This window comes from Brasilonema angustatum (genome assembly GCF_059505445.1).
The window spans coordinates 23,334-38,552 of the sequence record NZ_JCACKO010000140.1 but is presented as its reverse complement, the minus strand read 5'-3'; the positions used below and the strand labels follow the sequence as shown (position 1 = coordinate 38,552).

Genomic DNA, 15,219 nt, shown 5'->3' with positions numbered 1-15,219 from the left:
AGTGTGTTAAGTGCTGCCGCAATGCTTATAAACCCATCATTCGGCGACCTGCAACACTCCAAAACCGATTTTACAAGCTTTATTTGCTTATACTTTTAGGCTGTCTACCTTCTAGCTTCAAGTACCAGTCAGTGATCGGTCTATTTATGTCTTCGGTGTGTGTTGATATTTAGAGGAGTGAGAAATGAATCAAAAGTTACTTACAAAGCTGAGATTAGTTTTGTCTAAAACTTCTTTACTAGGTATTACGAGTTTAGCTATTTCTCTACAACCATCCTTAGCGCAACCTTCGGCTGTTAATCGATCGCCAACAACACCATCAACCTTACCACCTGCAAAAAATCCGATCAGCCAAACACCTCCAGAAAATCCCGTCAGCCCAACCCCAACACCTTCACAAAATCAGACACCTAGTCCAACACCTCCAGAAAATCCGCTCAGTCCAACACCTCCAGAAAATCCCGTCAGCCCAACCCCAACACCTTCACAAAATCAGACACCTAGTCCAACACCTCCAGAAAACCCCCTCAGCCCAACACCTCCAGAAAATCCGCTCAGCCCAACACCAGCGCCAACGCCGACTTTAACACCAGCGCCAACGCCGACTTTAACACCATCACCCGCGCCAACTTTAACACCATCACCCGCGCCAACTTTAACACCATCACCCGCGCCGACTTTAACACCAGCGCCAGCGCCAACTTTAACACCATCACCCGCGCCAACTTTAACACCAGCGCCAGCGCCAACTTTAACACCATCACCCGCGCCAACTTTAACACCATCACCCGCGCCAACTTTAACACCATCACCCGCGCCGACTTTAACACCAGCGCCAACTTTAACACCAGCGCCAGCGCCAACTTTAACACCAGCGCCAGCGCCTACGCCACGAATACGAAACGGAGCATCAGAACTGTTACCCGTTAGAGGAACTCGTAACTATATCGGAATTGGTCCAAATTTTGGATTCAGTGGCGGCGATACTGCTCTAGCTGACAATGCCTTCACTATCTTTAGCAAAATTGGTATAACAAAAAACTTTTCTTTTCGCCCTGCTGCTGTATTTAGCGATAATGCTGTTTTTCTTCTGCCTGTAACATTTGACTTTCCAGTTAAACCAGTCACAGACTTTGAAGAAGAACAAATAAATTTTATTCCTTACGTTGGCGCAGGAGCAGCAATTTCCACAAGTGGAGATAGCAGCGTCGGCTTTCTTCTGACTGGTGGTGTGGATGTGCCCTTATCACGTGAGTTCACCGCCACTGCAGGTCTAAACGTTGGTTTCCTTGATCAAACTGATGTTGGGCTAGTGCTTGGTGTTGGTTACAACTTTTAAGCACTTCACCCCGTACATCAAGCTAGTAGGTCTTCTCTCCTTGCACCAAGTGCACCCAGTGCTTATTGGTCAACTTAGGGTCTAAATAGCTTTACAAAAACTCGTTTAAATTTTTCAAACTCTTCTGTACTCATACCAAACTGTAATAGGACTTACGCAAGCGTCACAATATAAGGTCAACTGGCACATATATTTCAAATTGAGTAAATGCTCATAAGCATGGATTTATAAACGTTATAGCCAAATTCTATCCGTGTGAAAGTTTGAAGAAAAATGTGCCAGTTGCGTAAGTCCTGTGTAATCTAAACTGTAAAACTGAAGCAGTTATTGCTCCACGAATTGCCTGAACTTTCCACTCCATGCCAAAATCCTCCATTTTGATATAAACAGATTTCACACACTAGACACTAGACTGTGGACTTTCGACTTAATTTGGTCAGGCAGAGATACTGAAGTGATCGAATAGCTGCCAAAAATCTTGAGCGTTTTTGTACATGTTGCTAGTACAGTGCGGCGTAAGTTTAGATAGGGTTATACTGCCAAACGCTTCCCCTTAAAAGTCTATATTTACACCCTAACCGAATTTACGCCTTGAAGTACTAGTTCTTGCAGCGCAGATTGCACAGAAGCTTGCTTAACATCAGCTTCCACGTCAATGAAGAAAAGATACTCGCCGAGCGATCGCTTAGTTGGACGAGATTCTATCCGGCTAAGATTTATACCCCGACTCGCAAAACAAGAAAGCGGTTTGGCGAGTGCACCAGGAACATTGGCGGGAACGCTAAAAGCAAGGGAGATATTACTTCCGCCAGTGGAGGGTTGTAAACCTAGCACCCAAAAACGGGTGTAATTGTCGGGATAATCATTAATTGGGCAAGCCACAACTGGTAGATTGTAGAGTTGGGCGGCTCTAGTGGAAGCGATCGCACCGGCGGTCTTGTCTTGTTCCAAATACTGTAGCCCCTCGGTAGTCGCGTTGGTGGGAATTAACTAAACTTCCGGGAGAAATTGCAAAAGCCACTTTTGACATTGAGCCAAGGCTTGGGGATGAGAATAGACGGTGCGGATGTTTGCTAGGGATGTCGCACATGAGATCAGGGCATGAGAAATTGGTAAGACTATAGCGTGTTGAATTTGTAGTTGATCCAACTGCCACAGCGTATCTAGTGTCATAGAGACACTACCTTCAACAGAATTTTCCACAGGTACAACTGCCAAATCGGCTAGACCTTGTGCGAGTGCTTGTAGCGTTTTGGCAATACTGGAATAAGGACGTAACAGCGCTTGTTGTTCCGCTTGTGCCTCTAACTGCTTAACATAAGCTATGGTTGCAGCTTCTGTATAAGTGCCTGGTGCTCCCAAGTGTGCAACTGATATGACCATTACTTTGACCTTCCTCCTGATTTCACCATAGGCTGCAATTGTCGGCTGACACCAGACAAACTCCAATCAGGTCTCAAATTTTTGGCTCCGCGCAGATAGGGATGATAAATCTTGATGTCAGGGTTAGGAGTGTTGAATTGTATCAATAAGCGAATGCAGCGCTCTAGACTACCTTCCACATGCATATGTTGCACATCTAATAAAGGGACATTCTTCCAATGAGGGCGATCGCGAGCGATTTGCGCAGGGAAAACGGCATCTAAATCGCGAGTGGCAGAGAAGATGACACTGATGATTTCGCTAGATTCTATTTGATTGTGTGCTTCCAGTGCGTCTAGAAGTTAATTGACCGCGTCTCGAATTGCTGCGATAGAATTTTCTGAGGCGGTTGTGGCACCGCGAATTGCTCGAACTTTCCACTGCATGATCAAGTCCTTTACACAAGTGTATGAGACAAATATTTAAAGTACTTCTTTGCAAAAGTTAGCTAAATCTGTTCGACCTCGCTAGCCGCTAGGAGTATGCTCAGGTAGTCGATAATGCGATCGCTTTCCTTGACAGCACGGCCAGCTTCTGGTCTAAAAACGCTGTGGGCTTTTTCAAACTCACGTTTTAAACCAGCTTGGTCTTTGTGCATCACCAGGTGTGCCAAGTGGCTGTAGGTATTTGCTAACCTGCTAATAGCCTGACGACGTTCTTCAGAACCTGATATAAGGTTCATATGCAAGGATGCATCTTGATTAAACAGACGGCTAACCATGTCGAGTTCAATGCGGTAGGGTGGGCTAGAAAACTCCAAGCTGCGACTTATGTCAATTCCTTCTTCCGCCAAGAACACACCAAGACTAAACGCACAAAAGTGCCGGACAGCTTGAATAACAACCATCATCTGGTCATGTTCTGAAGGTGTGCATACAATCACTTTGCCACCCTCGCCTTTAATCATTTCTAGGAGCCATTGGAATGCCTCAAACTGACGACCTGGACAAACAATAACGTTTTGTGACAAAAACGATTTGATGCTAGAACCAAACATCGGATGTAAGCTTAGTACAGGTCCTGTATGGTGTTCAAGCATTGCTTGTACTACAGGAGTTTTAATGCTGGTGATATCAGCTAGCGCTGTAGTTGGCTCCAGATACAAAGCTGCTTTTTGAATGACATCTAGCGTATGTTCAATGGGAACGCAAACTAATACTAGATCCACATCAGCCAGCAGTTTATCTGCACGATTCCAGTCATCGTGTTCGAGAATATTAACTTTGTGTCCTGCTGCAGAAAACCGAGAAGTGAAAAAGCGCCCCATTATACCGCGCCCGCCAATGATAGTAACTTTTCGCGGCTGAGTATTAGTTGACGAAGAAGAATGATTGGCAACAGCAGCTGCACAACTGATGACTACGTTTTTCCAAACAAACTCTGGAACACCAGCCTGGGCAAGGAGCGGTATAATTTTGTCTAATGGTTCATCTAGGCAAGGGAGTTCTGATTCTGCCAAGACAGCAATTCTTTTGCCTAGTAGCTCAATCAGTCCACTGTCAATTTGTTTAAGCTTCTCTTTGATCATTAGACCTTGCATTGTTTATCCCAAACTTGTTTGCGGCACCATTGGTTTTCGAGACACTTATTGAACCGAGTGAATGACTTAATTCAATGGAAAGGTGTTAATACCAATTCTATGTGAGGCTGCACATTATTTTGACCCCTCCAAACCTCCCTAAACCTGCGGCGAGGACAGTTAACGGCGATGCGGTTGTTTCTATGCATCTTCATATGAAAATGGTATATCTTACGTTTTTTTTAGTTGACCTACTTACCAGACAAGTTTTAATCATTTAGGTGTTGAGCGGCTTTAGCTCATGCCACATCTTTCCATTTTGATATAGCAATCCTCAATAATTCGTGAACAAAAACATGATTGTTACTAATTGCTAACGATCCATCGCTATTAACTATTAGCTATCCATTTTGCGGATTAAGAGCATTCGAGCATCCCCGTGTTCCTGTGTCTTCCACTCTTGAGACCTTTGCTTTATTGCCAATCAGAACTTAAGTGTGCAAGTCCTAGTTTTTGTTCCATGTCACTCGACCTTATTCACCCAACGTTGATAGAATTCTCTGAACTTTAATATTCCTCGGTCGTGCTTGACATAAGCCCTGCCTGCATCTGTGTTCAGTTGATTGAATACTGGTATGTCCTCCTTACCAAATGCAATTCTGCTTTGCCAGCCAAAAAGTAGTAAATAAAGTAAATCCAACCAGAAATTGCCAGTTTTCCTGATCATTACCAAAAAATGTGCGATTGTCTTGTTGTCAGCGACTGGAGTTGCGCCAAATAGTACCGTGAGTCTCTCTTCAACATCTGTAAAATTGGTTACCCTATTTCCGCCAGGCCAAGAATCTACTCGCTGTGTAAAGGCTTTAGCACCTAACCCCAAAGCATCAGCAACTAGACCTAGTCGTCCTACATAGCTTTGGAGTGGGTATTGAATTAAGGCTCCAAACCAGGCTGCTTCTGGAACAGGTGCTTTTTTCTGTTGTAAGGCTTCCCAAACTTCTTGATTAATAGGTGATTCTTTCTGTTGTGCTGTGTGCTCATCATCAAACAAGGAGAGTTGAATGGAGCCAGAAATCTTTTGACCGTGTAATGTGATTACATGATAGTAGTCGCATGCGTTTTCAACCAACATTCGCACTGTTGTCTTGGTGTTGTATGTAAAGCGTAGAGGCATATATTTATGACTCTCGCTTTCAGCTGCTGAACACTTGGGCAAAGGGAACAGAGGAGCTTCAGAACCATACCACACCCAGATATAACCATATTTTTCAATGGTGGGATAAGTAGCCTGATGAGCCGTTGGGGGAATGCGGTCTACTGCGGGTGCGGAAACACATTGTCCTGAGCCATCAAAGCGCCAGTGATGAAAAGGACATTGAATACAACCGTCTACTACTTTACCCATCGCCAAACTTGCACCCAAGTGTGAGCAGTAAGGTTCCATGATCACCGGGTGATCCTTTTCATCTCGCCAAGCAACCAAAGATTGACCAAATAACTCAATTTTTTTTGGCTTTTTACCCAAAGCTTTGGAGGGCATAGCAATGTACCAACTGGTGGCAAGATTTGTTACCTTTTGATTCTCTTCTATTTTCCGCTGAGTAGACTTTGGCTGTTTAATTTTCTCAATCGTGCTAGTCATTTGTTTTTCCTTCGCTAGTTCTTTATCCTGGATACAAGTTTTTTGAAACTTTCGTTTGTTGACAGTTGATTGTCAACAAACGCAGGCGGAAATGACATATCTAAACGTAATGTCATGTTAAGTTAAGAACACCGTCAAACCTCTTCAAAAAGTTGGCATTGACTTGACAGTACCTAAGGCAGAGTGAAGACTTTATCCTCCTGCGATTTCATGCTGACTGGGAGAGAAGGAGCCGGACCTAGTGCCACATCGCCCCAGCGCATCACACTTGCCCCTGCGTTAGATACTGAACCAATGGCATAAACCAGAACTAAATCGTTTTCTCGAATCCTGCCTAATTCTGCACCGTGATACAGATTGGCGAGGGGAAGCATAGGTCCAATATTTGCATAGCGATCATGAAGGTTAATCGTGCGCGCTGGATCGATTTCCAATGCACGGGCACAGAGGCTTGCGTACCAGGCAGTGGGTGTATTGAAAGCAAAAAAGTTAATCTCATCGAGGGTGACGCCCGCAGCTTCCAAAGCTCCTGAGCAGCACTGCCGCAAGAACTGGGCAGCGGTTTCACTGACTACCTTGCCCGTGCCTTTAGCTGCCCGGATAAGCATCTGTGGATTGCCTTGGGCATCCGTCGTTAGTTCATTAAAGAAAGTCCCACAAGTCGAGGCAGTGTTAATAATTTTTGTACCGAGTACTCCTTGATTAGCTTTGAGTTTGTTAACCACAAAAGCTCCTGCCCCATCACCTGACAAAAACGCGAGGGTATCATTCTCATCTGTAAACTTGGAGTAGTTAGTGCAAACTACCACCAAAATATTCCGGTACTCTCCAGCACGTACCAGTCCAGAGGCAGTCTGAAGTGCAACTATAGCATTCGAGCAGGTGGAATCAATATTCCAGGCAGCGCCCTGCAATCCGAGTTCACTAGCTAAAAAGGCAGCATTGCCAGGTACGATTTGCTCAGGATGGATGGTAGCAACGAGCATCAGATCGATCTCGTGCGGCAAAAGCTTTGCTGCGTCGAGGGCATTTTTGGCAGCGCTATAAGATAGCGTTAGCGATGTCTCACCCGGACCAAACACCCGTCGCTCAACAGTACCGCGAAATGGATCAGACAAATAGGGTGCCATCTCTAAGTCAAATTCATTTAGGGAATTGGGGTTAGACGTAGAAAATACCCTAGATAAGGTTTTTTCCTCAGCTTCAGCAACTAATTTGGGGTAATTCTCTCTATAATACTCGTTGGTGCGGATGATGCTGGGAAAGCTGACTGCAATTGAACGAATACCTACTGGTTGCAAGCTCACGATAAAACTCCTATTTATTAAACTAGGACTTACGCACTGTACAAAAAAGACATCATGTGTATAATGTGATTTCGTCGTTCCAGACTTTTGAGAATTACCGCCAGATGGATGGCGATTGCCCAAGGGGCAGTGCGCTCCGCGCAATCGCGCTCAAGATTATCGGAAAATCAGATTTGAATGCCTCAAACCCATAGCTCATATTTGGTATTTCCTGTCAATGCGTAAGTCCTATAGACTTAAATTTGTACTTCTTTGGTTCTTTGCGAGATTAAACCTTGAATGCGACCACCGATGGGTGCAGGTCTGGTCGGGTCAATAATTACGTCAATAACGAACGGGGTTCTGGAGGCAAGTGCCTTTGCCAACGCTGCTTCTAGGTCAGACTCCCTCTCAACGCAGATACCGTCAGCTCCCATACTTGTTGCAAATTTAACAAAATCAGTACGTGGAATTTTTGTATCGGCTCCCTTGAGTCCCTGTGCCATATTCCCCTGATCACACATATTGTAGCGAGCGTCGTTGAGTACAATCCAGACAGCAGGAATTTCGTATTTCACAGCAGTACTCACTTCAGAGTTCATCAGCATTGCCCCATCACCAACGATCGCAACAGCCTTGCCATTGCGTCCGAGGGCAGCACCCACGAGACCTGTTACAGTATGACCCATAGCACCAAACCCGGTACTAATGCGGAAACGTCCTGGTTTGGCAAATCGCAGCATATGAGTAGCCCAAGCAAATGAGTTACCCGACTCTGCCATAACTAGTGCATCGCTATCTTCTACGATCGCATGTTGAATTGCATCCATCAGCACTTCCGGTCGCACTGGAGTGTCTATGTCGGGATTGATGCCTTGGTCGTATGGACGAGGTAGTGACAAGACTGTCGAGCGCTCAAGATGTTTTGGCAGATGCTCCAACAATGCCCTGACAAACATTCCTACATCAGACTGGATAGCAAACGTCTCGGCTGATGGATAGGCGGCTCCTGGGACTTCCGGGTCGATGTCAACATGAATAAACCCTCTTTTTGGAATCATGACCGGACGCCAAAAACAAGTGGGTTCGCTCAAGCGTGTTCCCAGAACTAGCACGCGTAGAGGACTTTGCTCCTGCATATAGGTTAGGACTGACAGATGTCCGGCAAAGCCTGTGACACCGACAAACTGAGGATGATCCTCAGGAAAAATGCCCTTGCCACGCGGTGAACACATTACCACTGCTCCTGTCCTTTCGGCAAGTTGGCGTATCTCATGGGCAGCATGCCTAGCACCAAAGCCAACCCAAATCGCAAATGGTCCCTCAGAGAGTAACTTCACACATTCGGCGATCGCTTTCTCATTCGCTGTTGGGATAGTTCGAGATAAAAGCACTTGTGGTACTGATACCTTGCTGGGGCTGCTCTGAATGCTCGTTGGGATACTAATATGGGCGACAAAACCTCCTGGTTGTGCCAGACCCAGAGCTAGCCTGCGTGCAATCTCTGGCAGTTCAGCGTCACTCTCTAAGCTATTAGCATAATGGAATAGCGGACCTGGGGTAAAGATACCGGAGATAGGCATTGTATAGGCGCTAGTTTCTTGGATAGCCGATCTTCCGCGTTGCGGTGCTGGGGTGGAAGCCGACAGAAAAATCACCTTTGCCCCTTCTCCGCGAGCCGCAAACATCCCAGTCAGTGCATTGGTGAGACCAGGTCCTGTTGTCGTGAACACGACAACAGGGCGACCATTTGCAAAGTACGACTCGACAGCAGCAAAGGCTGCTCCTGCTTCATGGCGGAAGTGAAGCACTTGGAGCGGACTACGCTCCAGTGTTGTCCACAGCGGTGCAATTCCGCCTCCTGAAACACCAAATGCATGGGTCACTCCCATATCTTCCAACATCTTGACTACCATCTCGGCAACAGTCAGTGACCCAGATTGCTGGTTGTTGAAATTCGGTATAAACTTGGTATCAGATAAAGGCGCAAACTCGACATTGGTGTTGAGCTTGACCTGTTGGGCTATGTTGCCAGCTTTTGTGTGAGATTGAATGTTCATAATTAGCTTTAACTTTGCAATGCGTGTATGGACAAATGCTCAAATCTTTGGGACACAACTGCTAGCTCTTGCTGCTGTAGGAGCCTCTTGAGTACTTTGCCAGTGGCGTTTTTTGGTAGCGAGTCGATGAATTTGATAGTATGAGGAACTTTGTATGTCGCTATTCTCTGGGAGCAGAAGGCAATGATTTCCTCTTGTGTCACTGCAAAGCCTGTTTTTAGGAGGATATTGGCAAAGACTCGTTCACCTTTGACTTGATCTGGGACACCATAAACGGCACATTCAGCAACGGCTGGATGTTGATAAATCACATTTTCTACTTCAGTCGGATATACTTTAAAGCCAGAGACATTAATCATGTCTTTCAAGCGGTCAACTATATAGAAGTAGCCGTCTTCATCCATCCGTCCAATGTCCCCAGTATGAAACCAACCATTTTTGATAACTTGAGCAGTTTCCTCAGGGCGATTCCAATAACCAAGCATGACGTTCGGACCGCGAACAACTATCTCACCCACTTCCCCTGGTTGTACTGACTCACCATCAAGATTGACAATCTTCACTTCTACATTTTCAATTGGACTACCAATTGAACCGAGTTTGTATTTCAAGTCGTGGTTATAGGTGGAAAAGGGGGAAGTTTCAGTTAGACCGTATCCTTCGTGAATGACCATACCATGCTTTGACTGCCATCTTTGAATCACTTCCCGAGGCATGGTTACTGCGGCTGTAAAGTAATAGCGCACGCTTGATAGGTGATCACTAGATATGTTCAGATTGAGCAGTTTGATGAAAACTGTCGGCACGCCAAAAAACAAGGTCACACCATGAGTAACGATGGTTTTGAGTACTTGTTCTGGCTCAAAACGGCGTTGCAGAACTATAGTTGCACAGGCGTTGAGTCCAGCGTTGAGAATCGCGTTTTGACCAAAGCAATGGAATAAGGGTAGGAAAAGCAGTAATCGATCTTCAGGCTGAGTGCGATAACAATGGTTGGCAGCGTAAACGTTGGAAATCACATTACCATGCGAAAGCGTCGCCCCCTTGGGAAAGCCTGTTGTGCCTGATGTATATATGATTGTCGCTGGGTCGTTGCGGTTCATTTCAACCGCTCGTGCATTAGGTGAAGCATTCAACATGAACTGTTGTAGACTGATTCCCTTTTTAGCTTCACCTGATGCAATCAAAATATGTTGGAGTTCAGGTAATTCTGTATCCGGTACATTTTCAATCAGGGAATCTATTGTAATTAGTGCTTTTGCAGAGCAGTCATCAAGAATGAATTTTACCTCATTCTTTTTTAGCATAACATTTAATGAGACTACTATGGCACCAATTTTTAAAATTCCAAGATAAGAAATGATAAATTCCGGAATATTTGGCAGAAACAATGCCACTCGGTGTCCGCGTTCAATACCCAAGCCTCGCAAGGCATTGGCAACGCGGTTCGCCATGTCATCAACATCTTTGTAAGTCCAAGATTTCTCCTCAAAAATTAAGGCAGTTTTATTAGGAAAAAATCTCCGACCACGCTCGACATTTTGTGCAATATTCATAATCTTTGAAGACTCACTTCAAGCTGGACAAAATATCGTTCACTGCTTGCACAATCCCACCACCAGAAGCAATATCAGCGGCAATCAGTGCAATATGCTTGTCTAAAGATTGCTCGCAATCATTCCAGATGTATGGTTGGCTCTTTGTCGGTGGCTGTCCGACGATCTCACGCACTGCTGTGTACAACTGTGCAGTTGCAGGTGACAGACAAGCACGGGCATCGTAATCACCAGCCATGATATATGTCCGCAAGTCAACTGCTTGGACTCCAAACATCAGAGCGATCGCCATATATTGTTGAAAGATTTCAACTGAGCGCCGCGCTAAATTTGCGGAAGCAAAACCTTGGCTGTTAATATTTTGGTTAAATTGTTCTGCATGGGTAGGAAATCTATCCGTGATCGAATTGCCATAGAAAGTAAGCAGCGGCATTATGGAGTTTCCAGCTACTTGCAAACCCTTTAGCCCCATGTTGACAGTACGTTCTCGGTTACCGACTAAACATGGTGGGAGTCCGTTGTTAAATTCCGCCGCTACGAGCAAGGCTATTTGTACATCCAAGTGTTTCGCCAACAACCCAATGTAGTAGCGCAGTTGATCCATTCCTACGCCAACATACTGTCCCAAGAAATTGCCGCCATGTAAGCTTGCTTGATTTTCGACATCAATCAGTGGGTTGTCTGTGGCAGAGTTAATTTCCACCTCAATTTGTCTTTGAATCTGCTCAATGCCATCGACAACCGGACCCATATATTGTGGCAGACAACGCAGCGAATAACGATCCTGAATCAGATGCTTATCGCGATAGTTGTGAGAACCATCTAACTCATCACGTATAAGTCGTGAACCTGCAAGCAAGTTCAGCATTTGCTTGGCAGCCCATTTTTGACCGGAATGTGGTTTGAGCTGATGGATAAATGGGTGGAATGATTGATTCGTGCCATTCAAACCTTGGATAGCTAAGGCATGTGCCCCCATTGCTAGGGATAACAGAATTTTGGTGTCGTACACACAGTTGGCGGCGATGCCTGTCATAACTGAAGTGCCATTCGTCATCGCCAACGCTTCTTTAGCAAGTAGTTGCATAGGCTCTAAACCCAGCTTGCACAGCGCTGTTGGTGCATCCATTTCTTCGCCTTGGAAGTCAACTTTAAAGCTGAGATCGTGACCAATCAGCGCTCCAGTGATGTAGGACAATGGTACTAAATCGCCACTGGCACCAATGGAACCAAATTCATAGACATAAGGTGTGACACCAGCATTCAAGAACGTCTCCATGCGCTGGATCAGTTCGAGGCGGATGCCAGATGCACCATGCAAGTGTGAGTTGATTCGCAAGAGCATAGCAGCGCGGACATCAGCTAGCGGTATTCTTTGTCCTGCTCCTGACTTGAGAAACCACATCATGTTGTTCTGTAGATTGGCTGCTTGTTCACCGGAGATCACAACATGAGCCATACCGCCAAAGCCACTTGTCACGCCGTAAATAGGTGTTCCCGTTTCCACAGCATTCTGAATGTAGTCACAGGATGCTTGGATACCTCGCAAAACATCATGGTTATCGGTTATGCGTACTTGTGCCCCATAACGCGCTACGCTGACTACTTCGTCTATTGTCAAATTGTGGTTGCCCACAACTACGGTTTTGTCAGAATTCCCAAGGAAGGGAGATAAAAAACGAGAGGTTGTATTGAAAACTTGGGATACTGTATTCATCTGAGGTTTCTTTCTCCTTCTTGGCAGTTAGTTCCAAAAACGATTAACTTGTTCAAACGCCTGCAGTGGAGGAAATTCTGGGAGCAAACTTAGGCAAAGTTGCGGTAGCACTATTGTTTTGAGTCCAACGACCAAAGAATTTGCCCAAGGGAGCCAATTCGAGCATTAACTGTTCAAATCCTTCCAGTGTTAGAGACTGAGGTCCATCTGAGAGTGCTTTCGCTGGGTTAGGGTGAACCTCAATCATTAAAGAATCTGCACCAGCTGCAATTGACGCCATTGCCATTGTTGGAACATATTCTGAGAAGCCAGTAGCGTGACTGGGGTCAATCATGATGGGCAAGTGAGTCAGGGTACGCAATACTGGAATTGCAGATATATCAAGGGTATTCCGTGTATACTGTCTGTCAAAGGTGCGAATTCCCCGCTCGCACAAAATTACATTGGGATTACCAGCCGCCAGAATATACTCAGCTGACATCAGCCAATCTTCTATCGTTGCTGACAGTCCGCGCTTGAGCAGCACTGGTTTACCTGTAGCGCCGACTTTCTTCAGTAGCGAGAAATTTTGCATATTGCGGGCACCAATTTGCACAACATCCGCTACTTCTGCAACCTTCTCCAAGTCAGCTGTATCCATGACTTCCGTAATAATCCCCAATCCAGTGGCTGAGCGTGCTTTTGCTAACAGCAATAGCGCACTCTCGCCATGACCTTGGAAAGCATAAGGAGAAGTACGAGGTTTGTAAGCTCCTCCTCGTAGAAACTGTGCGCCTGCAGCTTTTACTCGCCGTGCAGTTTCTACAATCATTTCTTCGTTTTCGACAGAACAGGGTCCGGCTACTACAACTAAAGGATAGTTTTGACCAAAAGTGACTGCTCCATTGGGTGTTGGTACAACCACATCAGTTGGTTCTCCATAGCGAAATTCTTTTGAAGCTCGTTTAAAAGGCTTTTTCACCCGTAAAACCTGCTCAATAAAAGGACTCAAATTTTGGATTTGTCGGGGATCAATTTCCGCCGTATCACCTATCAAACCAATCACGACTTTGTGCGTACCTTCCGTTTTTTCTGGTGTTATGTCCCAATTACGGAGTTCTTTGCTGATTCGCTCAATTTCTGTTGATGGGCTACCAGGTTTCATGACGATAATCATTAACTACAATCCTCCTGAAATTTTGGAAATCCTGAAATCTTGAAAATAATGATGTTGATGACTGACACAAACTCATAGGTGTCTGTTCAAAGCGCCGACAATCAAGTTAGATACACCAGTAACCTTGGTAAATGTCCTCATGACATTCAAAAAATTACCTTGCTGTTGATTACATTGGGAATAGCTTTGAGGAAATATGAGGGTGTTTGTATTTTTTTTGGTATCTTTTTGAAAAATTTTTTGCTTTCGGCTGTCAAACAGGCTCTCTACAATGACATTCTCCCTACACTGACCAAAACTCTTGGTGTCATAGCCCCCACTAAATCTTTGATGAGCGTGGTCCTACTGAGTCGTGGGTTCGCTGCCCCCACTAATCACATCGCTTACCCCCTTATACCATTTCACGATCGCACCTGATACAAATGATTGGTCTCTAATTCTTTCTGCCTGACCCCTGCCCCGTGCCATGCTACCCATTTGTATCAACCTTAAAGTAAAAGGGTATTACACCGTTCGGCGCTCGCGCTCACCTTGGCGTTGCCCTTATACCCTTACACCCCTGGCTTATTGAACAAGACCTTAATTTGGGTCGAAGATTGGCTTGGTCACAGGTTGGGGCATTTCTGGCAAGTGGATCGCTACAGATAACCCCTCATAAAACGCCTCAAGCAGTACCAATAAGTAAGTAACAGTTTGATACAAACTAGTTCATAGTCACTATGCCCAATAAGTTTCATACCATTCCTAACCAAATAACAATATATAGTGAATTGCATCTGTACAGACTACACTCCTCCCTAACCTTCACGCGGCTGTGCTACAAGGGGGGGAACCCTCCGCAGCCGCCACAACGGGACGGACAGTTTGCCGCGCAGAGAAACCCTCCTGCACTACTGGCTCCTCAAGGTACTGCTCTGAGCAACGCACTGGCTCTCCAAAGTATCGAGGAGGATGCGCGCTCACCCGTACACGCCCAGTTTTTAGAGGAAACCCCCTTCTCAAATCGAAGATTTGAGAAGGGGGTTTGTGCGATAAGCCGGAGGCTTGACGCTACGCGTATCGCGTGAGTGGGGTATGCGGTATCTCATTGATCTGAAAAGCGCTATAACTAATATCCTCTCTTTACAAAGTAATAGCCATAAACGACACATACTTACATTGCTTTAGTTTCTATTATGACATAAAAATAAGATTTCTCGCTCTAGAACAAATTCATCCTGACCGCTACTATACGGAAACGAAGTTTCTACACTTGTATCTTCTTTAGAAATATAGCCCTTTGGCTTTGAAACAAGAGGTCAGGATGTTTACCAGGATGTTTACCAGCATACCCAAACTGCCCAGTCGTCAAAATTCTACTGAAAAATTTTCTATGTATATGACTGTGGAGAATAATCAGGGTTACTCAACGATTAAATGGAAAACAGAACCTCATTTGCAAACCAACATTGAGTTATACAAAAGCAGACACTATAAGTTTGCATCGTTAGTTAACCAGGATGATAACGGCAAGGGGTTAGTG

At 45.2% G+C, this 15,219-nt stretch carries 9 protein-coding genes and 2 pseudogenes; 2 read left to right on the top strand and 9 right to left on the bottom strand.

Features of this window, described 5'->3' with window-relative positions:
- The first annotated feature begins 184 nt into the window (after positions 1 to 184).
- Entirely contained in the window at positions 185 to 1,339 is a 1,155-nt protein-coding gene (locus tag AC5JM2_RS27040) for a porin family protein (RefSeq protein WP_495837904.1), read from the top strand.
- A 567-nt stretch (positions 1,340 to 1,906) separates the two neighbouring features.
- Here the strand turns inward: AC5JM2_RS27040 and pheA are convergent.
- The 9 genes and pseudogenes from pheA to aroF form a co-directional block, all read right to left on the bottom strand.
- Positions 1,907 to 2,722, bottom strand: a pseudogene (gene pheA / locus AC5JM2_RS27035) (prephenate dehydratase).
- Positions 2,722 to 3,147: pseudogene (gene aroH / locus AC5JM2_RS27030) on the bottom strand (chorismate mutase). Before aroH ends, pheA begins: the two co-directional pseudogenes overlap by 1 nt.
- A 62-nt stretch (positions 3,148 to 3,209) precedes the next feature.
- Positions 3,210 to 4,301 (bottom strand): bifunctional chorismate mutase/prephenate dehydrogenase, encoded by a 1,092-nt coding sequence (gene tyrA / locus AC5JM2_RS27025; protein WP_495837903.1) that lies wholly within the window; start codon positions 4,299 to 4,301, stop codon positions 3,210 to 3,212.
- Positions 4,302 to 4,803: 502 nt separating this feature from the next.
- Positions 4,804 to 5,922 (bottom strand): Rieske 2Fe-2S domain-containing protein, encoded by a 1,119-nt coding sequence (locus AC5JM2_RS27020; RefSeq protein WP_495837902.1) that lies wholly within the window; start codon positions 5,920 to 5,922, stop codon positions 4,804 to 4,806.
- 173 nt (positions 5,923 to 6,095) lie between these two features.
- Positions 6,096 to 7,229: a 3-oxoacyl-ACP synthase III family protein gene (locus tag AC5JM2_RS27015; protein ID WP_495837901.1), complete on the bottom strand. Its 1,134-nt coding sequence runs from the start codon at positions 7,227 to 7,229 to the stop codon at positions 6,096 to 6,098.
- Positions 7,230 to 7,465: 236 nt separating this feature from the next.
- Positions 7,466 to 9,268: a ScyA-related TPP-binding enzyme gene (locus AC5JM2_RS27010; protein WP_495837900.1), complete on the bottom strand. Its 1,803-nt coding sequence runs from the start codon at positions 9,266 to 9,268 to the stop codon at positions 7,466 to 7,468.
- A gap of 8 nt (positions 9,269 to 9,276) precedes the next feature.
- Positions 9,277 to 10,824, bottom strand: a complete 1,548-nt coding sequence (locus AC5JM2_RS27005) for a class I adenylate-forming enzyme family protein (RefSeq protein ID WP_495837899.1) — start codon at positions 10,822 to 10,824, stop codon at positions 9,277 to 9,279.
- 13 nt (positions 10,825 to 10,837) lie between these two features.
- Positions 10,838 to 12,541: an HAL/PAL/TAL family ammonia-lyase gene (locus tag AC5JM2_RS27000; RefSeq protein ID WP_495837898.1), complete on the bottom strand. Its 1,704-nt coding sequence runs from the start codon at positions 12,539 to 12,541 to the stop codon at positions 10,838 to 10,840.
- Positions 12,542 to 12,593: 52 nt separating this feature from the next.
- On the bottom strand, positions 12,594 to 13,697 hold the full coding sequence (aroF, locus tag AC5JM2_RS26995) for a 3-deoxy-7-phosphoheptulonate synthase (protein ID WP_495837897.1): 1,104 nt from the start codon (positions 13,695 to 13,697) through the stop codon (positions 12,594 to 12,596).
- A gap of 78 nt (positions 13,698 to 13,775) precedes the next feature.
- Here aroF and AC5JM2_RS26990 point away from each other — a divergent pair, with 78 nt between their 5' ends.
- Entirely contained in the window at positions 13,776 to 14,114 is a 339-nt protein-coding gene (locus AC5JM2_RS26990; RefSeq protein ID WP_495837896.1) for a hypothetical protein, read from the top strand.
- Positions 14,115 to 15,219: the final 1,105 nt, after the last annotated feature.